We start from the raw sequence: 21,711 nt of genomic DNA, 5'->3' as shown, positions 1-21,711 counted from the left end.
TCGAGTGCCCGGGCTGACGTGGCGTCGAGCGCGCACGTATCCGCGGGTCTCTTCGAAGCGGTTGTGCCACCGTACGCGAGCGGGCCGCCGGATGCAAATCCGGCGGCCCGCTGTCGGCCAGGAGGTTGACGGGCGGTCAGTTCCTCCTGGGCCAGGGGGTCAGACCTCGACGACGACCGGCAGGATCATCGGGCGCCGGCGGTAGTTGTCGGAGACCCACTTGCCGACGGCGCGGCGGATGATCTGCTGGATCTGGTGGGTCTCCATGACGGCCTCCGAGGCCGAACGGGACAGTCCCTCCTCGATCTTGAGGATGACGGCGGCGAAGGCCTCGTCCTCGATCCCGGATCCACGCGCGTGGATGTTGGGGCCGCCCACGAGCTTGCCCGTGGTGCTGTCGACCACGACGAAGACGGAGACGATGCCCTCCTCGCCGAGGATGCGGCGGTCCTTGAGGGAGGACTCGGTCACGTCGCCGACCGAGAGGCCGTCGACGTACACGTATCCCGCCTGGACCTTGCCGACGATGCGGGCGACGCCGTCCACGAGGTCGACGGCGACACCGTCCTCGGCGATGACGCAGCGTTCCTTGGGGAGGCCGGTGAGCATGCCGAGGTCGGCGTTGGCGCGCAGGTGGCGCCATTCGCCGTGCACCGGCATCAGGTTGCGCGGCTTGCAGATGTTGTAGAAGAACAGCAGCTCACCCGCGGCCGCGTGGCCGGAGACGTGGACCTTGGCGTTGCCCTTGTGGACGACGTTGGCCCCCCAGCGGGTGAGGCCGTTGATCACGCGGTAGACCGCGTTCTCGTTACCGGGGATGAGGGAGGAGGCGAGGACCACCGTGTCGCCCTCGACGATCCGGATCTGGTGGTCGCGGTTGGCCATCCGGGACAGGGCGGCCATGGGTTCGCCCTGGGAGCCGGTGCAGACCAGGACGACGCGTTCGTCGGGGAGGTCGTCGAGCACCTTGATGTCGACGACGAGGTTGTCGGGGACCTTCAGGTAGCCCAGTTCACGGGCGATGCCCATGTTCCTGACCATGGAGCGGCCGACGAAGGCGACCTTGCGGCGGCGTTCGTAAGCGGCGTCGAGGACCTGCTGGATGCGGTGCACATGGCTGGCGAAGCTCGCGACGATGATGCGCTTCTCGGCCTTGGCGAAGGTCTGCCGGAGCACCTGGGAGATGTCGCGCTCGTGCGGGACGAAGCCGGGGACCTCGGCGTTGGTGGAGTCGGCGAGCAGCAGGTCGATGCCCTCCGAGCCGAGCCGGGCGAACGCCGGGAGGTCCGTGAGGCGGCCGTCGAGCGGGAGTTGGTCCATCTTGAAGTCGCCGGTGTGGACGACCATGCCGGCCGGGGTGCGGATGGCGACGGCCAGCGCGTCCGGGATGGAGTGGTTGACGGCGACGAACTCGCAGTCGAAGGGGCCGATCCGCTCCCGGTCGCCTTCCTTGACCTCCAGGACGTACGGGCGGATGCGGTGCTCCTGCAGCTTGGCCTCGATCAGGGCGAGGGTCAGCTTGGAGCCGATGAGGGGGATGTCCTCCTTCTCCCGCAGGAGGAACGGGACACCGCCGATGTGGTCCTCGTGGCCGTGGGTCAGGATGATGCCGACGACGTCGTCGAGCCGGTCCCGGATGGTGCTGAAGTCCGGGAGGATGAGGTCGATGCCGGGCTGCTCCTCCTCGGGGAAGAGGACGCCGCAGTCGACGATCAGAAGTTTGCCGGCGTATTCGAAGACGGTCATGTTGCGGCCGATCTCACCGAGGCCGCCGAGCGGGGTGATGCGCAGGCCGCCCGCGGGCAGTTCCGGCGGGGGACCGAGTTCAGGGTGCGGATGGCTCAAAAGTCTCTCCTAGCCGCGCACACCTCATGGCCCCCTCGGGGCTCGGGCTGCGCGGGACATCGTTCTGCTGTGTTCGACTGTGGGTCGATGTCACGCGTCATTCACGTGTCATCCGTATTCAGGTATGCGAGCCGCTGCGTGGTTCGTGCTTCTTGATGCATGCCTCGTCACACTTCTTCGTGCTCTTCGTGCTCTTCGTGCTTATTCAGTTGTGAAGTCTTTGTCACAGGTGTACCCCGCCTGCGGCGAGATCCTTCCTGAGCTGGTCGGTCTGTGCGGGATCGAGACCCACCAGGGGAAGCCTGACCGGTCCGGCGGGCAGTCCGCGCAGCGCCAGGGCGGCCTTCGTGGTGACGACGCCCTGGGCGCGGAAGACGCCGGTGTACACGGGGAGCAGGCGCTGGTGGATCTCGGCGGCCTTGGCGACGTCACCGCCGGTGTACGCCTCCAGCATGGCGCGCAGTTCCGGGGTGACGAGGTGGGCGACGACCGAGACGAAGCCGACGGCGCCGATGGACAGCAGCGGCAGGTTCAGCATGTCCTCGCCGGAGTACCAGGCCAGGCCGGACCTGGACACCGTCCAGCTCGCGGCGGCGAGGTCGCCCTTGGCGTCCTTGTTGGCGACGATCCTGGGGTGGTCGCCGAGCCGGACGAGGGTCTCGGTGTCGATGGCGACGCCGGAGCGGCCGGGGATGTCGTAGAGCATCACGGGCAGGCCGGTGGCGTCGGCGACAGTGGTGAAGTGCTGGTACAGGCCCTCCTGCGGGGGCTTGTTGTAGTACGGGGTGACGACCAGCAGGCCGGAGGCGCCGGCCCGCTCGGCCTGCCGGGCGAGTTCGGCGCTGTGGCGGGTGTCGTTGGTGCCGACGCCGGCGACGACGTGGGCGCGGTTGCCGACCGCCTCGGCCACGGCGCGTACCAGCCGGTCCTTCTCCGCGTCGCTGGTGGTCGGCGACTCCCCTGTGGTGCCGTTGACGACGATGCCGTCGTTCCCGGCGTCCACCAGGTGGGTGGCCAGTGCCTGGGCGCCGTCGAGATCGAGGGCGCCGTCGGCGGTGAACGGCGTGACCATGGCGGTCAGAACCCGCCCGAAAGGGGCGTCGGGGGTGGAGATCGGAGCCATGGGTCCCACGCTACTCGGTGTGTGTGCGGCCACGCAGCCGCGGGACGGGGCAGTATGGCCGTGGACCTGGGAAAAGGACTCCGGCGCTGCCTGCTCGGGGGTTCAAGCACCGCCGGAGTCCGTTCTGCAGCCTAGATGAACCTCGCGAATGCCCGCAATCCGAACACTTCGGACATTTCACTAGGGGGCGATTCGGCCGTTCGCGTTGAATGCCGCGTAGGTGAGCGGCATCAGCTCCGCCCACGCGGCCTCCATCCGCTCCCCCACCATCTCGATCTCCCGCTGCGGGAAGGACGGGACCCGGGCCAGCTCGTGCTGGGTGCGCAGGCCCAGGAAGTGCATCAGCGAGCGGGCGTTGCACGTCGCGTACATCGAGGAGTACAGACCCACCGGAAGAGTGGCGCGCGCCACCTCCCGGGCGATGCCGGCCGCGAGCATCTCCTGGTACGCCGCGTACGACTGGGCGTACGACTCCTCCATGGCGGCGACGGCGTCCTTGTGCTGCTCGGGCGTGCCGTGCACGAACTCGTACTTCCCCGGGCGGCCCTGCTGCACGAGCTTGCGCTCGGGCCCGGGCACGTAGAACACCGGCTGCAACTCGCGGTAGCGTCCCGACTCCTCGTTGTACGAGTTGTGGACGACGATTCCACCGGCCAGGAAGTTGTGCCACGGCCCGGCCACGGAGAGGTCGTAGGTCATCTCCTCGCCGTCCTCGGCGATGGCCGCGATCGGGTCCGGCACGGCAAGCGGCGCGCTTCCCCCTGTCATCACGGCGTCGGCGACGGCGAGCTCTCCCGCCTTGCGCCATCCGTCGGGAGTCAGGACGGCGTGATCGGCCGAACAGCGCAGTGTCCTGCCACCGGCCGTGGTGATGCGGATCAGGGGCTTGACCCCCGACTCCATGACGTCGACGATCGCCGTCCGCCGGGCCCGCAGCGTCTCCTCGTCGAAGCAGCGCACATGGTCGCGACGGACGGAGTCGGGCCCGCCCACCCGAGTGGTGGGCGCTTCCCGGCTGTCGTGGAGCCCGGGGTGCCACAGCCTGTGGAGGTCCCCGATCGTCCGCCGCCGTGGACCGCCGGTCTCGCTCTCCAGCGTGATCTCCGTGTCACCCGCGAGGCACCAGCCGACGCGGTGGCGCATGAACTCGCGGAAGACGAAGATCGGGGCGCTGATGAAGAAGGTCATCGAGTTGTGCTCGAACGGGCTGCCGTGGCGATCGCGCATCAGGTAGTTGATCAGGCCCTTGGACCGCTCGGGGTCCTTGGTCAGCTCGTCCAGGGACTGCTCGCCCGCCGTGGAGACCCGGGCCGCCCACAGCACGTCGGAGTCCGAGGCGCTGTGCTTGATCAGGTCGACGGTCACGTCGTCGCGGAACCGGACGGGGGCGGGGGTCTCGGCGGGCCGATCGGTCACCGGAGGGTCCTTTCTCTTGACTGGGTGGTCAGCCTACGGGCAGGGTCCGACAGCGGCGGTGCGGCGGGGCGGTCCCCGCCGGAGGTTGGCCGCGGCGGCTCGCGGCGGCTAGCCTCCCGGTCAGAACCCGCCCCTTGCCTGCCGGAAACCGGAAGAGGATTCTCCGCGTGTCCCTGCCCCAAAGCTCCGCGACCGCCGTGACCGACACGTACCAGCCCGCCCGTGCCCTGCCGCACACCGCGCCGGACCGCTGGCTGCGCCCGTACCGTCCGGGACCGTGGCGGGTCGGCACCGCCGCCCTCGCCCTGGTGCTCGTCTCGTACCTGCTGTTCGCCGCCGTCATCATGGTGGCGGCCGGAAGCGTGTCCGGTGCGGGGACGTGCGCGGTCGTCGCGGTGCTCGTCATGGTGGCGGCGCTGCGGCTGCTGCGGATGGGCGTGTGGCTGAGCGGGAAGGGGCTGCGGCAGACGGGCTTCCTGCGCACGGTCACCGTGCGCTGGCAGAACGTGTCCTCGGTGCGCACCGCCCAGCAGCCGGTGAAGGTGCTGGGTCTGCCGCGTACCGTCCAGGGCCAGGCGCTGCTGGTCACCCGGCGCGGCGGGCAGCCGCTGCGCCCGCTGCTGACCGACCACAACGCGGACTTCCTCGGCCGTGTCGAGGCCTTCGACATCGCCGCCGACGCGATCGAGGGCTGGGCGACCGAGCTGCGCTGACCTGTGGCCCGGCGGTCGGCGGCCCGATGGTCCGGCGGCACGCGGGCGGTCGGCGGCGACGTGGCCCGGCGGCACGCGGGCGGAGGCGTCAGGCCGTGCCGTCGCGGGCCGCCGCCCGCTCTCCGTCGTGCAGGGCGATCGCCCGCTGCATGGCCTTGCGGGCGCGCGGGGTGTCGCGGGCGTCGAAGTAGGCGACGGCCAGACGGAACCAGGTGCGCCAGTCCTCCGGGGCCGCTTCGGTCTCGGCGCGCCGCTTGGCGAAGACCGCGTCGGCGGAGTCCCGGTCGATACGGCCGCTGGGGGTGCGGACGAGTTCGTCGACGGGCAGGCCGCCCTCGGCCTCCAGTTCGCGGCTCAGCCGGCCGGCGGCACGCGCGAACTGGGTGGTGCGCCACAGGAACCAGGCACCGATGAGCGGCAGCACCAGGACGGCTACACCGAAGGCGACGGTGACCGGACGGCCGTCCGCGATGAGCAGGATGCCGCGGTCGCCCACGAGCACGAAGTAGAAGACGAGGGCGACCGCCGAGGCGGTGTAGCTGAGTTTGGCGCGCATCGCGGTCGGTCAGTCCCCTTCGTCACCGGGCCGGCCGGCGGACGCCGTGGGCCCGCCGTCCTGGCCCCCTCGGCCGTCGGTCAGGAAGTGTTCCAGGCCGAAGGTCAGCCCGGGTACGCCGGGCACCGTCCGCACGGCGAGCAGGATGCCCGGCATGAAGCTGCTGTGGTGCAGCGAGTCGTGCCGGATGGTGAGCGTCTCGCCGGTGCCGCCGAACAGCACTTCCTGGTGGGCGAGCAGGCCGCGCAGCCGTACCGAGTGGACGGGGACGCCGTCCACCGAGGCGCCGCGGGCGCCGTCCAGGCCGTGGGTGGTCGGGTCGTGCTGCGGGTCGAGGCCCGCCTCGGCGCGGGCGGCGGCGACGAGTTGCGCGGTACGGGTGGCGGTGCCGCTGGGCGCGTCCGCCTTGCGGTCGTGGTGCAGTTCGACGACCTCGACGGACTCGAACCAGCGGGCCGCCTGCTGGGCGAAGCGCATGGTCAGGACGGCGCCGATGGAGAAGTTCGGCGCGACCAGCGCCCCGGTGCCGGGGGCGGCGGCCAGCCGGCCGCGCAGCGTGGACAGCCGCTCCTCGGTCCAGCCGGTGGTGCCGACGACGGCGTGGATGCCGTGCCCGACGACGTACTCCAGGTTGCCCATGACCGCGTCGGGGTGCGTCAGGTCGACGGCGACCTGCGTTCCGGTCGCGGCCAGCGCCTCCAGCGAGTCGCCCCTGTCGAGCGCGGCGACCAGGTCCAGGTCGTCCGCGGCCTCGACGGCGCGCGCCGCCTCCGAGCCGATCCGGCCCTTGGCGCCGATGACGGCCACACGCAGCTTGCTCATGGTTCCTCGGTCCTCACGAGTCCTTGCGAGTCCTTGCGGTCTCTGCGGTCCTTGGTCCTTGCGGTCGGTCCCTGCCGGCCGCGGGGTCCCTGCCGGGCCCCGCGGCCCTCGCCCTATGCCACGGCGTCCTGCAGGGCGGCCGCCTGCTTGTCCTTCAGCGGGCCGATGACGGCCAGCGAGGGCCGCTGTCCCAGGACGTCGCGGGCCACCTCCCGTACGTCGTCGGGGGTGACCGCGGCGATGCGGGCCAGCAGGTCGTCCACGGACAGCTGGTCGCCCCAGCACAGCTCGCTCTTGCCGATCCGGTTCATCAGGGCGCCGGTGTCCTCAAGGCCCAGCACGGTGGAGCCGGAGAGCTGGCCGATGGCGCGGCTCAGCTCCTCCTCGGGCAGTCCGTGCTCGGCGACCCGCGCCAGTTCGTCCCGGCAGATCCTGAGCACGTCCGGCACCCGGCGCGGCTGGCAGCCCGCGTACACCCCGAACATGCCGCAGTCGGCGAAGGAGGAGGTGTACGAGTACACCGAGTACGCCAGGCCGCGCTTCTCGCGGACCTCCTGGAAGAGCCGGCTGCTCATGCCGCCGCCGAGGGCGGTGTTGAGCACGCCGAGCGCCCAGCGGCGGTCGTCGGTGCGGGACAGGCCGGGCATGCCGAGCACCACATGGGCCTGTTCGGTGCGCCGGTCCAGGTGCTCCACCCGGCCGGCGGCGCGCAGGGTACGGACGCCGGCGCGCGGGGGTCGCGGCTGGGCGCCGGTGTCCCGCAGCGCGCCCGCCCGCTCGAAGGCGCGCCGGACCTGCCGTACGACGGTGCTGTGGTCGATGTTGCCGGCGGCGGCGACCACGAGCCGGGTGGGCTCGTAGTGCTTGTGGTAGAAGCGCGCGACCTGGTCGCGGGTGAGGGCGTTGACGGTCTCGACGGTGCCGAGGACCGGGCGGCCCAGCGGGGTGTCGCCGAGCAGGGCGGTGGTGAACAGGTCGTGCACCTGGTCGCCGGGGTCGTCCTCGGTCATCGCGATCTCCTCCAGGACGACACCGCGCTCGGCGTCGATGTCCTCCTGGCGGATCAGCGAACCGGTGAGCATGTCGCAGACCACGTCGATGGCCAGCGGCAGGTCGGTGTCGAGCACCCGCGCGTAGTAGCAGGTGTACTCCTTGGCGGTGAACGCGTTCATCTCGCCGCCGACCGCGTCGATGGCGGCGGAGATGTCCAGGGCGCTGCGCCGTCCGGTGCCCTTGAAGAGCAGGTGCTCCAGGTAGTGGGTGGCGCCGCCCAGCGCGCGCGTCTCGTCGCGGGAGCCGACGGCGGCCCAGATGCCGAAGGTGGCGGAGCGGACCGTCGGGAGGGTTTCGGTGACCACGCGCAGCCCGCCGGGCAGGACGCTGCGGCGTACCGTCCCCACGCCCTCGCTGCCCGGCAGCAGGGTGCGGGTGCGGGTGGCCTGCCTCTCCCGCGGCGACCGCGTGCGGACGGCCCGCCCCTTGGTGGTGGGGCGGGCCGTCTCCGTGGTGGAGCGGGTCGTCACTTGTCCGACTCGTCCTTCGTCTCTTCGCCACCCGCGGCGGAGCCGTCCTCCGCGCCCTCGATGACCGGAACCAGCGACAGCTTGCCGCGCTGGTCGATCTCGGCGATCTCGACCTGCACCTTGGCGCCGACGCCGAGGACGTCCTCGACGTTCTCCACGCGCTTGCCGCCGGCCAGCTTGCGGATCTGCGAGATGTGCAGCAGTCCGTCCTTGCCCGGCATCAGCGACACGAAGGCGCCGAAGGTGGTGGTCTTGACGACCGTGCCCAGGTAGCGCTCGCCGACCTCCGGCATGGTCGGGTTGGCGATCTGGTTGATCATCGTACGGGCGGCCTCGGCCTGGGAGCCCTCGGTCGCGCCGATCAGCACGGTGCCGTCGTCCTCGATGGAGATGTCGGCGCCGGTGTCCTCCTGGATCTGGTTGATCATCTTGCCCTTGGGGCCGATGACCTCGCCGATCTTGTCCACCGGGATCTTGATGGAGATGATCCGCGGCGCGTTGGGGGACATCTCGTCCGGGGAGTCGATGGCCTCCATCATCACGTCGAGGATGTGCAGCCGCGCGTCGCGGGCCTGCTTCAGGGCCGCGGCCAGCACGGACGCCGGGATGCCGTCCAGCTTGGTGTCGAGCTGCAGGGCGGTCACGAAGTCCTTGGTGCCGGCGACCTTGAAGTCCATGTCGCCGAAGGCGTCCTCGGCGCCGAGGATGTCGGTCAGCGCCACGTAGTGCGTCTCGCCCTCGATCTCCTGGGAGATCAGGCCCATGGCGATGCCGGCGACCGGGGCCTTGAGCGGCACACCGGCGTTCAGCAGCGACATGGTGGAGGCGCACACCGAGCCCATCGAGGTGGAGCCGTTGGAGCCCAGCGCCTCCGACACCTGCCGGATGGCGTACGGGAACTCCTCGCGGGTGGGCAGCACCGGGATCAGCGCGCGCTCGGCCAGGGCGCCGTGGCCGATCTCGCGGCGCTTGGGGGAGCCGACCCGGCCGGTCTCGCCGACGGAGTAGGGCGGGAAGTTGTAGTTGTGCATGTAGCGCTTGCGCGTCTCGGGCGACAGCGTGTCGAGCTGCTGCTCCATGCGCAGCATGTTGAGGGTGGTGACGCCCAGGATCTGGGTCTCACCGCGCTCGAACAGCGCCGAGCCGTGCACCCGCGGGATCGCCTCGACCTCGGCGGCCAGGGTGCGGATGTCGGTGACGCCACGGCCGTCGATGCGAACCTTGTCGCGGATGACCCGCTGGCGGACCAGCTTCTTGGTCAGCGAGCGGTAGGCCGCCGAGATCTCCTTCTCGCGGCCCTCGAACTGCGGCAGCAGCTTCTCGGCGGCCACGCTCTTGACGCGGTCCAGCTCGGCCTCGCGGGCCTGCTTGCCGGCGATGGTCAGCGCCTGCGCCAGCTCGTCGGTGACCGCGGCCTCCAGCGCCTCGAAGACGTCGTCCTGGTAGTCCAGGAAGATCGGGAACTCGGCGGTGGGCTTGGCGGCCTTGGCGGCGAGCTCGGACTGGGCCTTGCACAGCACCTTGATGAACGGCTTGGACGCCTCGAGACCGGCGGCCACCACCTCCTCGGTGGGCGCCTCGGCGCCGCCCTCGACGAGCTTGATGGTGCGCTCGGTCGCCTCGGCCTCGACCATCATGATCGCGACGTCGCCGTCCTCCAGCACCCGGCCCGCGACGACCATGTCGAACACGGCGTCCTCGAGCTCGGTGTGGGTCGGGAACGCCACCCACTGGCCCTTGACCAGGGCGACGCGCACGCCGCCGATGGGGCCGGAGAAGGGCAGGCCGGCCAGCTGCGTGGAGCACGAGGCGGCGTTGATGGCGACCACGTCGTACAGGTGGTCGGGGTTGAGCGCCATCACCGTGCAGACGACCTGGATCTCGTTGCGCAGGCCCTTGACGAAGGACGGGCGCAGCGGGCGGTCGATCAGCCGGCAGGTGAGGATGGCGTCCTCGGACGGGCGGCCCTCGCGGCGGAAGAAGGAGCCGGGAATGCGGCCGGCCGCGTACATGCGCTCCTCGACGTCCACCGTCAGCGGGAAGAAGTCGAAGTGCTCCTTGGGCTGCTTCGAGGCGCTGGTCGCCGACAGCACCATGGTGTCGTCGTCCAGGTAGGCCACGGCGGAGCCGGCGGCCTGACGGGCCAGGCGGCCCGTCTCGAAGCGGATGGTACGGGTGCCGAAGGTACCGTTGTCGATCACGGCTTCGGCGTAGTGGGTCTCGTTCTCCACTATGGGGATTCTCCTCGTCCTCGCCCGCCGGGCGTGTCCCGGCGGGCCATCGGTGGAGGGGCGTCCTGCCGGTGCCGGTCTTCGATCGAAGCCGCCGGGGGTGATCGCCACCCGGGGGCCACTACCGAGGACCGGCGTATGCGGCGGATAGGAGGACGCTCCTCCTCATACGTTGTCAACGGTTGTCAACGGCACCATTGCACCAGACGACCCGGGGGTCGCGCACGCCATGGCCCGTCCGGGCCGTACCGGCCCTGCAGACCCTGCAGGCCGTGTACGGCAAAGGGAGCGGCCCCGTCGTGCGGGAACCGCTCCCTTCAGGACTGCTAGCGCACGCCCGCGGCGCCGGCCCGGATACCGAGCCGCTCGCGGAGCTCGCGGAAGCGGGTGATGTCCTTCTTGGCCAGGTACTGCAGCAGGCGGCGCCGCTGGCCGACCAGGATCAGCAGACCACGACGCGAGTGGTGGTCGTGCTTGTGGGTCTTGAGGTGTTCGGTCAGGTCCGAGATCCGGCGGGACAGCAGAGCGACCTGCACCTCCGGGGAGCCGGTGTCGCCCTCTTTGGTGCCGAACTCGGCGATGATCTGCTTCTTGGTCTCGACGTCAAGCGCCATATGGCTCTCCAGGGAGTCGGTCGCCTCCGAGCGCCCCCGGTATTCGTCGCGGGGGAGTCTCACTGGACTCGCGAGGCTTGCCGCGGCATGCGCAACGCACACGCGGCCGTCACCCAGAGTACCAGCCCGGGACGCCCTGCCTTACCCACCGGTCACCGGACCCGCCGCGAGGGGCGGGCCGGGCCGGCCCGCCGGCCGGTCCGGTCAGCTGCCGCCGCTGCGGACGCGGCCGTAGATCTTCAGGACGGCCAGGCACAGCGGGACCAGGGAGAGCAGGACGAGCGCCTCGCCGATGTCCAGGGTGCGGCCCCAGAAGAGGGAGACGCCCTTGCGGGGGACGATCAGGGCGATGGCGGTCAGCAGGGCCGCGAAGGCGGCCGCGGCCGCGGTGATCCAGATGGTGCGGGTGTCCAGCGGGCCGTGGTCGCCGGCGAGCAGGTGCCTGATGGCGTTCAGCGGGGGGTTGAGTGCCAGGCCGAGGACGAGCAGGCCGAGGCCGATGACGCCGGCCGTCATCAGGGCGGCGACCTGCGCGGTGTAGCGGAACAGGCGGGCGCGCAGCATGGCCGCGATGCCGGTGGCCAGGGCGAGGAGCTGGGCCCACCCGTAGGCGGTGAAGCCGAGGACGGCGATCGAGCCGATCACCACGGCCGAGCAGCCGCACACCAGGCCGAGGAGCAGTTCGTGGCCGCGCCGGGCCTGGGCGGCGATGCGCCGGTAGTCCACCGGCTCGTCGGCGGACTCGCCCTGGGCGCGGAAGCCGATGGGCAACCGGGCGAACCGGGCCGACCAGCCGGGCAGGAAGCCCACCAGGGCCACCGAGCACACGGCGGCCACGGCGGCGGAGTACCGGGGCGGCGAGTCGGAGGCGATCACCCCGAAGGTGGCCAGCGCCCCGGCCGCGGCCAGCAGCGCGGCGCCGACGAAGGGCGCGTCCCCGTACGGCAGCAGCGCGATCAGTACGACGGAGGCGACCAGGACGGTCACGCAGGCGACGAGGAACTGCATCCGCCCGGCGCCCTCGTGCGCGTGCGGCGCGACGATCCCGGATCCGGCGATCATCAGGTGCGGCAGGCCCGCCAGGCCCAGCGCGACCGCGGAGGCGCGGTCGTCGTAGGCCCTGGCGCGCACCCCCGCGAACGCGGTCAGCACCACACCGATCACACCGGCCAGCACCCCGGGCAGCGAGTGCATGTCGTGCCGGACGGGATCGGCGAACCACAGCACGAAGCCGGTCATCACCAGCAGGACGAAGCCGCCGGTCAGGCCCGCGGCGCGCATCAGGTCGTCGTTCCAGCGGCGGTTGTCGCGGTCGACGGCGGTGGCGATGGCGTCGACGACGTCGTCGTACACCGGCGGCGGCAGGGAGTCCGCGTACGGCCGCAGCGCGAGCAGTTCGCCGTCCAGGACGCGCTGGGCGGCCAGGCTCAGGCCGCCTTCCAGCACGGTGCCGTCCCGCCGGACCAGGTTGAAGCCGGCCGGTTCGCCCTCGGCCTGCGTCTGGCCGGACAACTGCAGGACGTGGGCGCGCAGTTCGGCGACGGGCACGTCGTCCGGGAGCGCGACATCGATTCTGCGGTCGGGTGCCACGACCGTCACGCGGCAAAAGCCGGTCGACGACGGGCCGGTCGCCGAAATGGTGCTCACCGAGCAGTTCCCCCTTGTCCTTGCCAGGTGTCCTCGTTGCCAGGTGTCCTCGCCGACGCGGCTGGCGCCGCCGTCGTCGTCCCCTGCTGATGCTGCTGTGCTGCTGTCGTCCAGGTGTCCCGCCGGCCCGCCGGGTGCCCCTCGCGGGGCCGGCGCCCATAGGTGCCGCGCCACCTTACCGGTCACATGTGGTGATCCGGTGAAGTCCCCTTGACAGGGCTTACATCGCCGCCCAGTAGGATCCCCTTCGCGGGGGCGACGATGGTACCGGGTGTGCCGGTCGAGACCCCTTTTGTACACGGTTTGTACACGGTGGTCTGAGCGACATGAGGGCTGGTGCGTCGGGTTGAGCGTGGTCATCGTCAAGCGTCCCCCGCGGGCACTGCCCCGCGCGGTACCGGCGGAGAACGTGCGCCTGCAACCGCCGCCGGCGCTCTCGAAGGGCAATGACCAGGGGCTGCTGATGTCCCTGCTGCCCATGCTGGGCATGGCCGGCTCGGCGGCGTACTTCTTCACCACCTCGCAGCCCGTCATGATGATGATGGGCGGTCTGATGCTGGCGTCCAGCGGGGCGATGGCCGTGGCCCAGTTCGTCAAGATGCGCCGGGGCGCGGCCAGCGGCCTGGCCGACACGCGGCGCGAGTACCTGTCGTACCTGGCCCGGCTGCGCGAGGAGGTCAGGTCCACCGCGCAACAGCAGCGCGGGGCGCAGTTGTTCACCCATCCCGCGCCCGAGCAGCTCTGGTCGCTGGTGTCGGTGACCGGCGGGCCGAACAACCGGGTGTGGGAGCGCCGCCCCACCGACCCCGACTTCGCCCAGGTCCGCTTCGGCCTCGGACCGCAGCGGCTGGCGACGGCGCTGATCCCGCCGCAGTCCGCCCCGAACGAGGGCCTGGAGCCGCTCACCGAGCACGCCCTGAGCACCTTCGTACGCACCCACTCCCTGGTCGACGACCTGCCGCTGGCGGTGTCGCTGCGCGCCTTCTACCACCTGACGCTGTCCGGTGAGCGCGAGACGGTGTACGGGACCGCGCGAGCCGTGCTGGCCCAACTGGCCACCCTGCACAGCCCGGAGGACCTGGTCATCGGCGTGGTCGCGGACCCGGCCGGCGCGCACCGGTGGGAGTGGACGAAGTGGCTGCCGCACGCGCAGCGGCCGGGTACGGCCGACGGCGCCGGCACCCGCCGGCTGTTCTGCGGCGACCTCGGCGAGCTGGAGGCCATGCTGGCCAAGCGGCTTGAGGACCGGCCGCGGTTCAGCGGGGACGACCGGCCGCTGCTGGACCGGCCGCACATCGTGGTCGTCCTCGACGGCGGGGCGGTGCCGCAGGACTCGGTCTTCGCGGCCCCCGAAGGGCTGCAGGGCGTCACGGTCATCGAGGTGGTGCCGGGCGAGCTGGGCCGCCCGCGCGGCGGTCTGTCCGTGGTGGTCCAGCCCGGGCGGCTGGTGCTGGAGGCCGCGGACGGCACGACGTACGAGGGCCTGCCCGACGTGCTGTCGGAGGCCGAGACGGACACCCTGGCCCGGCAGCTCGCCCCGCTGCGGATCGGTACGAGCGGCGCGGACGACGAGGAACCGCTGCTCGCCGACCTGGACTTCACCGACCTGCTGCAGCTCGGTGACGCCGCGTCGGTGGACACGGCGCGCACCTGGCGGCCGCGTTCGCCCAAGGACCGGCTGCGGGTGCCGATCGGCGTCGGCGAGAACGGCGAGCCGGTCATGCTCGACATCAAGGAGGCCGCGCTGGAGGGCATGGGCCCGCACGGCCTGTGCGTCGGCGCGACCGGTTCCGGCAAGTCCGAGCTGCTGCGCACCCTGGTGCTGGGCCTGGCGGTCACCCACTCCTCCGAGACCCTCAACTTCGTGCTCGCCGACTTCAAGGGCGGCGCGACCTTCGCCGGCATGGCGCAGATGCCGCACGTGTCCGCGGTGATCACCAACCTGGCCGACGACCTCACGCTGGTGGACCGCATGCGCGACTCCATCACGGGTGAGCTCCAGCGCCGCCAGGAACTGCTGGCCGCGACCGGCCAGAAGGACATCACCAGTTACGAGAAGGCGCGCGCGGCCGGCAGCGCCCTGGAGCCGCTGCCGAACCTGCTGCTGATCATCGACGAGTTCAGCGAACTGCTCACCGAGAAGCCCGACTTCATCGACATGTTCATCCAGATCGGCCGCATCGGCCGGTCGCTGGGCGTGCACCTGCTGCTGGCGTCGCAGCGGCTGGAGGAGGGCCGGCTGCGCGGCCTGGACACCTACCTGTCGTACCGGATCGGTCTGCGTACCTTCTCCGCCTCGGAGTCGCGGGCGGCGCTGGGCGTGCCGGACGCCTACCACCTGCCGTCGGTGCCGGGGTCGGGTTATCTGAAGTTCGGCACGGACACCATGGTCCGCTTCAAGGCCGCCTATGTGTCCGGGCCGTACCGGTCGCGCGGCACGGCCCAGGTGAGCGGGCCGCTGCCGCCGCAGCGCCGGCCGGTGCTGTTCACCGCGGCCGAGGTGGCGGTGCAGGAGGCGGCGCCGCAGCCGGTCCAGGTGTCCGCGGCCGCGGACACCGAGGACAGCGCGCTGGCGGACACGGTGCTGGACGTGATCGTGCGCCGGCTGGAGGGGCAGGGCGCGCCCGCGCACGAGGTGTGGCTGCCGCCGCTGTCGGAGGCGCCGTCCCTGGACCAGCTGCTGCCGCAGCTCGCCGTCACCCCCGAGCGCGGGCTGACCTCTCCCGGCCAGCCGGGCCTGGGGTCCCTGGAGGTGGCGCTGGGCATCGTGGACAAGCCGTTCGAGCAGCGCCGCGACGTGCTGCGGCTGGACTTCTCGGGCGCGGCCGGCCACCTGCTGGTGGTGGGTGGCCCGCGGTCCGGCAAGTCGACCCTGGTCCGTACCCTCATCGGCTCGTTCGCGCTCACCCACACCCCGGCCGAAGTGCAGTTCTACGGACTGGACTTCGGCGGCGGCGGCATGCTCGCGCTGGACGGCCTGCCGCACGTCGGCGGGGTCGCCTCCCGCCTGGACACCGAGAAGGTACGGCGTACGGTCGCCGAGGTGGCCGGCATCCTCAACCGGCGCGAGGAGTTCTTCCGGGCCAACACCGTGGACTCCATCGCGACCTACCGCCGCCGCAGGGCGGCGGGTGAACTGCCCGGTGAGCAGTGGGGCGACGTCTTCCTGGTCGTGGACGGCTGGATGTCGTTCCGCTCCGACTACGAGCTGCTGGAGTCGGTCGTCACCGACATCGCGGCGCGCGGCCTGGGCTTCGGCGTCCACGTGATCCTCACCGCGACCCGCTACTCCGAGGTCCGCCCGGCGCTGAAGGACCAGGTCCAGGCGCGTCTGGAGCTGCGGCTGGGCGACCCGATGGAGTCGGAGTTCGACCGCAAGGTGGCGCAGAACGTGCCGGCGACCTCGCCCGGCCGCGGCCTGACGCCGCAGCGGCTGCACTACCTGACCGGTCTGCCGCGGATCGACTCCTCCTCGCAGGTCGCCGACCTGTCGGACGGTACGGCGGCGTTCATCGCCGCGGTCGACGCGGGCTGGAACGGCCCGCGCGCCCCGAAGGTCCGCATGCTGCCCGCCACGCTGCCGGCGCACCAACTGCCCAAGGGCAACGACTTCCCGCAGCAGGGTGTGGCCATCGGCATCGACGAGGTCGCCCTGGAACCGTCCTTCGTCAACTTCGACACCGACCCGCACTTCCTGATCTTCGGTGAGAGCGAGTCGGGCAAGACCGCGGTGCTGCGGCTGCTGATCAAGCAGATCACCGAGCGGTACACGCCGGAGCAGGGCCGGATCATCATGGTCGACTACCGCAGGACGCTGCTGGGCGCGGTGCCCGACACGCACCTGGTGGAGTTCGCCGCCTCGGCCCCGGCGCTGGAGCAGTTCGCCGGCTCGATCCGGGGCGCCCTGGCCGCGCGCGTCCCGAACTCCGAGGTCACGCAGGAGCAGTTGCGCAACCGCAGCTGGTGGACCGGCCCGGAGATGTTCCTGATCGTCGACGACTACGAACTGGTCGCCTCGTCCAGCAACCCGCTGTCGGTGCTGGTCGACCTGCTGCCGCTGTCCAAGGACATCGGCCTGCACGTCATCCTCGCCCGCAACACGGCCGGTGCCTCGCGCAGCCTGTACGAGGGCTTCATGAACCGGCTGCGGGAGCTGAGCACGCAGGGCCTGCTGCTGTCCGGCGACCGCGACGAGGGCGCCCTGATCGGCAACGTGAAGCCGACCCGGCTGCCGCCCGGCCGCGGCTTCCACATCTCGCGGCGGCGCGGTGCGCAGCTCATCCAGACGGGGTGGCTGCCGGAACGCTGAGAGCCGCCCGTACCCGGCCCCGAGCGGTGGAACGGGGGGCCGGGCGCGGGCCGACGCCGTCGGCGACGGTCAGGGCCGGGGCTGCTCGGGCAGGTGGCGCGGTCCGGGTTCCTTGGCGGCGGGCTCGGGGACCGGCGCGGAAGCGGGCTCGGGGACCGGCGCGGGAGCGGACCCGGGGACCGGCGCGGAAGGGGGCCCGGGGCGGGTCGCGGGTACAGGGGCCTGATCGGCGGCGGCAGGGGCCGTACCGGCAGCCGCCGGGGCCGCTTCCGCGCCGGGTCCCGCCTCGTGCGGAACGGCGTCCAGGACGCCCTCCGCCTCTGCTTCCGCGTCCGTCTCGGCCGCGGCCCGCTGGAGGGCGCGCAGGCGCTGGGAGATCGCGTCCGTGCGGCGCCGCAGCGTCTCGGTGCGCCGGGTCCGGTCCGCGTCGGGCAGCGGCTCGGCCTCCGTGATCTTGACGTCGTGCTGCTCCGCGGTGGCCAGCACGCTGCGTCCGGCCGGCCTGACCACGGTGAGCACGGCCACCGCGAACAGGCCGCCGCTGAGGGTGCGCCGCCGGCCGAGCAGCCCCCGGTAGACGATCTCCGAAGGCACCGTCAATTCGCCGAGCTCGTCCTCGGAGCCCTGTTCCAAGGCCGCGAGCACGACCGTCGTCAGCACTTCCGTCGCCTTGGTCACCACCCACTTGCGACCCGGTACGGGCGGCAGGAACTCCCGCAGCCGGTCCACCTCTCGGTCCAGGGCCTGGGTGGTGAGCATCTCGTACGCGGTACGGGTCCTGATCTCCTCGACCTTGTCCCACTCGATGTCGTCGCCGTCGAAACCCACGCCCTTCGGACCGACGGCGACCGCACCGAACCCGTCGAGCAGCCCGAGGGCTTTGCGCACCACACCCGGGGTGCGCCGGTGCCGGCCCACGAGCGCTCCCACGGACAGCTTCCACGGTTCTGCGGCGGGCACCTGCGGCGGCTCCCAAGAGGCGAGGGCCGCGTAGGCCCACTGGCCGCCTTTGGCGGTCGCCTCCCCCGTACGCCGGCCGGCCAGGCGCGCCGCCCGCCGCCCGGCGTCGGCGAGTTCCCCCGCCCGCGCGGCCACGTCGGCCATCCGGCTCCGGCTCTGGGCTTCCGACTCCGTGTCCATGTCCAGTGGCGTCCTTCGTTCGCGTACGGCGGGCTCCGGCGGCCCGTTCACTCTTCCAGACCCCGGTGACGGTGGCCATCGACGGGGGTGAGCGCGGCGCCGCGGCGCCGTCCGCTCGGCACCGTGAACACGGCCGTGCCGGGCCGCGAGGGGCGGCCCGGCACGGGGAGCGCGGGGAGTACGGGGGTCGGAGAGTACGGAGAAGTACGCGGAGTACCCCCAAGGCGTGGCGGAGGCTCTACGCCTGCCTGCGCCGCCGCATGACGGCCACCGCGGCCACCACGACGACCACCACGGCGGCGGCGCCCACGCCGATCCACAACCCGCTGTTGCCGCTCTTCTTCGAGGACGAGGAAGCGGTGGTGGCGGGCGCCTTATTGGCCGTGCCGACTCCGGTGGAGGAGGGTTTGGGGCCGCCGGCCGCCGCCGAAGAACTGGGCGACGCGGTGGGCGACGCACTGGCCGCCGCCGCGATGAGCGGATTGACACCGGGCGGCCCGGGGTCACCGGGAGTCTCCAGCGCGACGCGGGGGCGGACAGCGCCGTAGCCGAGGACGTTGTCGCGCTTCGCCCCGCTGACCGGGTGAGCGGCCGTGTCGATCAGCACGCGCAGGACCTGATTGGCCGTCCAGCTCGGGTGCTTCGCCCAAACGAGGGCGGCCGAGCCGGAGACCAGGGCGGTGGAGTCGCTGGTGCCCTGTGATTTGCAGAAGCCCGTTCCGCCCGAGCAGGCGTGATACATGTCGACGCCGGCCGCGGCGAGCGCGACTTGGGGACCCCGCTCGGAGAACTTCGCGGAACTGCCGTTGCGGTCGAAGGCCGCTACGCCGACGACGCCGGGAAGCGCCGCGGGATATTGGGCCTCGTTCGTCGAGTCGCCGTTGTTGCCCACGGCGGCGATGATCAGCTTGCCCTTCGACTCCGCGTACGCGACGGCGTCGCTGAGGTCCTTGCCGCTTTCGGACACACCCATGGAGATGTTGACGACCTTGGCGGGGGAATCCGCCGCATAGCGCAGGGCTCTGGCCATCTGGGCACGGATTGCCGACTCCTCCTGGCCCAGGTTCGTCTGAAGGATCGGGTCGGTTCTCAGAGGCAGGATCCTCGCGTCAGGGGCCACTCCGACAGGCTCCGACGGGCCCGCGTCCGAACCAGCGATCAGACTCGCGATGCCTGTTCCATGCGGGCTCAGCGGATCGTGGGCAGTGCCTTTCGCCTGCGCGAAGTTCTTACCCGGGAGGACCTTGCCGGACAAGCCGGCCGCCGACGGGTCCACCCCGCTGTCGATCACCGCGACGGTGACGCCTTGTCCCTTGCTGTACTTCCACGCCTCGTCCAGCCGCATGGCTTTGATGTGCCACTGCTGGTCCCGGATGGACTCGGCGGCCGCCGGAGCGGCCGCCGCCGTGCTCACGCCGAGGAGGGCGGCCCCCGCCGCCAGTGCCGCCACGAGGACGCGCGCAGGACGGCCGGGGGCTTCAGTGCTGATGCGCATGCGTCAACTTCCTGTGGGGGCTGGCCGGAACATCCGTCCCACCATCACTCCCACACGTGGGGCGTCTCCTCGCCCGGGCCATCGATGGATTCATCCCTTTCGCCGCCAAGACCGGCGCCACCCGAGGTGAAGTTCCTGGTGCGTCGCCGGGCGTGCCGCTCGTCTCGCGACGGCGTGCCGCCGATGACGCCCTCCGGCTCCTCGTCCTCCTCGGACCCGCGACGGTCCCTGCGCCTGCGGGACTCCTCCCGGATCTCCCCCGGCGTCGGCTGGAGCCCGCCCCGCCCGCGGCCTCCCGCGCCACCGCCGCCGCCGCCGATGACCGTGCCGCGCGGGATCGCGCCTTCCTCGCTCTCGGCGCTTTCACCGCCGGCGATCCTCTGCCGCCCGCCGGTGATGCCGGAGCCACCCGGAGTCCGCCCGCCGGGCGTGCCGCCGGGGCCGGGAACGGACAGGCCCCTCGTACCACCCGGGAACCGCGTGTCCTCGTTCAGACCCGGCACGGCCATCCGGCCGGTGGTCGTGACGCGCCCGCCGCCCATCGGGTTGTACTCGGTGGTCGACAGATTCTTCGACAGGCCCTCCGTCTCCTGCTGGAGTTCCTGGCGAGTGGCCGCCAGCGTCCTGGGGTTGAACGGCACCTCTCCTTCCGGCACCTTGTTCAGGCTGTTCGGCCCGAGGTTGGGCAGCGGCCCGAAGTTGGGCGGCACCGGGACCGGCATCGGCACCGACGGAGGCGACGGCGGCGGGCCGACCACGGGGAGCGCCGGAGGCGTCACGGGCGGCGGGCCGACCTGTGTCGGCACAGGCGGGAACGAGTCCAGGTTCAGGTTGCTGTCCGGCAGCGTCGGCACCTGCGGCGGGGACTGGTGCGGGAAGGACGGAGGATTCGACGTGTTGACGTCCGGCGTCAGGGTGTTGTTGCTCGGCACGTTGAAATGCTGGACCGGTACCTTCCCCGTCGAGCCAGTGCTGCCCGTACCGCCAGTACCGCCAGTACCGCCAGGCACGTACTCGCTGGTGTCGGAGCTGAGCGGCCGCGGCGGCATGATCGTCTTCGGCGCAGGCGGGAACGTCGGTTCCTGCGTCGTCGAGATGACGTCCGTCGCCATGTTGTACGCCTGGCCCAGCTTGTTCATCTGGTCGGCCGCGGACGTGCGGGCGGTCTCCAGGGCGTTGGTGGCCGATTTGTACTGGGCCGCGGTGGGCTTGACCGAGTACGGGCCCTGGGTGCCGTCGAGGTGGTCGGCGGTGACGCCCGCGGTGTCCGCGAAGGGCCCCTGGATGTTGTTGGCGGCCCGGTACGCGTTGACCGTCTCGTACGCCAGGTTCGGCACCTTCGGCATGTCGCGCTGGACGTCGCTGAGGACCTGGCCCGCGTTGAGCATGAAGACGCTGGCGGTCGAGCTGTAGTCGGACAGCGTCAGGGTGGCGCTGGCGACGCGGGAGCCCCAGTCGCGGAAGGCGTCACCCGCCGGGCCTTCCCACTGCACCTTGCTCATGTGCGTCTGCAGGTCGGTACCGATCTTCTCGGTCTGCGTCGACACCGAGTCCAGCTTGTGGGCCAGCGCGGTCACCTTGCTCGGATCCGCGTTCTGGATCATGTCGAGCATCTGCGAGTGGGTGAAGCCCTCGAAGTTCGTCGAGGCTTGGTACGGGTTGCCTCCGTCGTCAGCGGGACGTGACATGACTCAGACCTTCCTTTCCCCCGTGTCCATCTGCGCCGTCACCCCATGTTCCCGCCGACGCTGGACTGCTGCTGACCGCCCGTCTGGTTGGACGGTGTACCGCTCTTGTTCTTCGGCGCGTTGGGGTCGAGGGCCGGGTCGTAGTGCTGGTCGGTGGTGTCGTAGATCGCCCACATGCGCCGACGCTGGTCCTCGTCCACGTTGTGGTAGTCGCCGTGGGCGCCGTTGACCGAGAGACTCATCATCTCGATCTGGTCCGCGAGCAGCTGGGAGAGCGTCTCCAGCCGGTCGTGGACGTGGTTGTAGGTGCTCATGAGCTTGCTCGACTCACCGAAACCGGTTCCGAGATGGGTTTGCTGAAGCCGGTCCTGGCCGATCTTCTTGGGTGCCGCGTCCGACGCGTCGAGGTCCTTGAGCATCCCGTCGATGCGGTTCTTGAAGGTGGTGAGCGTTTCGAGCTCCACCTTCATGTTGGCCGGAGCCGCGCGATCGCCTGCCGAGTACGACACGTCGCATCTCCTCCCCCGTCACTGCTGCGTAACTGCTGTCCGATGTGACCATTGTGCTGTTCCCGAATTCACGCGGCACG

The 21,711-nt window shown here is 71.4% G+C and carries 14 protein-coding genes and 2 pseudogenes; 2 read left to right on the top strand and 14 right to left on the bottom strand.

The genetic code is table 11. The annotated features are described in order from the left end of the window. Window positions 1–159: 159 nt before the first annotated feature. The 4 genes and pseudogenes from K7G61_RS11195 to K7G61_RS37275 form a co-directional block, all read right to left on the bottom strand. Window positions 160–1,845 carry a ribonuclease J gene (locus K7G61_RS11195; RefSeq protein WP_225846562.1) on the bottom strand — a complete coding sequence of 562 codons (1,686 nt, stop codon included), beginning with the start codon at window positions 1,843–1,845 and terminating at the stop codon, window positions 160–162. 223 nt (window positions 1,846–2,068) lie between these two features. Beyond that, entirely contained in the window at window positions 2,069–2,968 is a 900-nt protein-coding gene (gene dapA, locus K7G61_RS11190; protein ID WP_225846561.1) for a 4-hydroxy-tetrahydrodipicolinate synthase, read from the bottom strand. A gap of 180 nt (window positions 2,969–3,148) precedes the next feature. Then, window positions 3,149–3,598 (bottom strand): annotated as a pseudogene (gene thyX, locus K7G61_RS37280) (FAD-dependent thymidylate synthase); the annotation flags it as partial. A gap of 3 nt (window positions 3,599–3,601) precedes the next feature. Continuing rightward, window positions 3,602–4,333 (bottom strand): annotated as a pseudogene (locus tag K7G61_RS37275) (FAD-dependent thymidylate synthase); the annotation flags it as partial. A gap of 218 nt (window positions 4,334–4,551) precedes the next feature. Between K7G61_RS37275 and K7G61_RS11175 the strand changes: the two are divergent. After that, window positions 4,552–5,097: a hypothetical protein gene (locus tag K7G61_RS11175; protein ID WP_225846560.1), complete on the top strand. Its 546-nt coding sequence runs from the start codon at window positions 4,552–4,554 to the stop codon at window positions 5,095–5,097. A gap of 88 nt (window positions 5,098–5,185) precedes the next feature. Here K7G61_RS11175 and K7G61_RS11170 read toward each other — a convergent pair whose 3' ends face one another. From K7G61_RS11170 to eccD, 6 genes are all read right to left on the bottom strand, one after another. Further along, complete coding sequence (locus K7G61_RS11170) at window positions 5,186–5,653, bottom strand: hypothetical protein (RefSeq protein ID WP_225846559.1); 468 nt, start codon at window positions 5,651–5,653, stop codon at window positions 5,186–5,188. Between the two features lie 9 nt (window positions 5,654–5,662). Continuing rightward, window positions 5,663–6,475: a 4-hydroxy-tetrahydrodipicolinate reductase gene (gene dapB, locus K7G61_RS11165; protein ID WP_225846558.1), complete on the bottom strand. Its 813-nt coding sequence runs from the start codon at window positions 6,473–6,475 to the stop codon at window positions 5,663–5,665. 113 nt (window positions 6,476–6,588) lie between these two features. Next, a complete protein-coding gene (locus K7G61_RS11160; protein ID WP_225846557.1) occupies window positions 6,589–7,998 on the bottom strand; it encodes a pitrilysin family protein in 1,410 nt (469 codons plus the stop codon). Then, the gene (locus K7G61_RS11155; protein WP_225846556.1) at window positions 7,995–10,229 is read right to left on the bottom strand and encodes a polyribonucleotide nucleotidyltransferase; all 2,235 of its coding nucleotides are present in this window, start codon (window positions 10,227–10,229) and stop codon (window positions 7,995–7,997) included. Before K7G61_RS11155 ends, K7G61_RS11160 begins: the two co-directional genes overlap by 4 nt. A 326-nt stretch (window positions 10,230–10,555) precedes the next feature. Further along, window positions 10,556–10,843 carry a 30S ribosomal protein S15 gene (gene rpsO / locus K7G61_RS11150; protein WP_031521677.1) on the bottom strand — a complete coding sequence of 96 codons (288 nt, stop codon included), beginning with the start codon at window positions 10,841–10,843 and terminating at the stop codon, window positions 10,556–10,558. Window positions 10,844–11,047: 204 nt separating this feature from the next. Continuing rightward, window positions 11,048–12,490, bottom strand: a complete 1,443-nt coding sequence (gene eccD, locus K7G61_RS11145) for a type VII secretion integral membrane protein EccD (protein WP_374204109.1) — start codon at window positions 12,488–12,490, stop codon at window positions 11,048–11,050. Between the two features lie 346 nt (window positions 12,491–12,836). Here eccD and eccCa point away from each other — a divergent pair, with 346 nt between their 5' ends. After that, window positions 12,837–16,799, top strand: a complete 3,963-nt coding sequence (gene eccCa / locus K7G61_RS11140; RefSeq protein ID WP_225846555.1) for a type VII secretion protein EccCa — start codon at window positions 12,837–12,839, stop codon at window positions 16,797–16,799. Window positions 16,800–16,868: 69 nt separating this feature from the next. Here eccCa and K7G61_RS11135 read toward each other — a convergent pair whose 3' ends face one another. From K7G61_RS11135 to K7G61_RS11120, 4 genes are all read right to left on the bottom strand, one after another. Beyond that, window positions 16,869–17,939, bottom strand: coding sequence for a hypothetical protein (locus tag K7G61_RS11135; protein ID WP_225846590.1), 1,071 nt, complete (start codon window positions 17,937–17,939; stop codon window positions 16,869–16,871). Window positions 17,940–18,177: 238 nt separating this feature from the next. Next, window positions 18,178–19,434, bottom strand: coding sequence for a type VII secretion-associated serine protease mycosin (gene mycP, locus K7G61_RS11130; RefSeq protein ID WP_225846554.1), 1,257 nt, complete (start codon window positions 19,432–19,434; stop codon window positions 18,178–18,180). 44 nt (window positions 19,435–19,478) lie between these two features. Further along, a complete protein-coding gene (locus tag K7G61_RS11125) occupies window positions 19,479–21,122 on the bottom strand; it encodes a WXG100 family type VII secretion target (protein ID WP_225846553.1) in 1,644 nt (547 codons plus the stop codon). 38 nt (window positions 21,123–21,160) lie between these two features. Continuing rightward, complete coding sequence (locus tag K7G61_RS11120; RefSeq protein ID WP_225846552.1) at window positions 21,161–21,631, bottom strand: hypothetical protein; 471 nt, start codon at window positions 21,629–21,631, stop codon at window positions 21,161–21,163. Window positions 21,632–21,711 lie beyond the last annotated feature (80 nt).

Source organism: Streptomyces sp. HPF1205, from assembly GCF_020400825.1.
Classification (GTDB): Bacteria; Actinomycetota; Actinomycetes; order Streptomycetales; family Streptomycetaceae; genus Actinacidiphila.
This window is presented reverse-complemented; position numbering and strand designations above follow the sequence as displayed.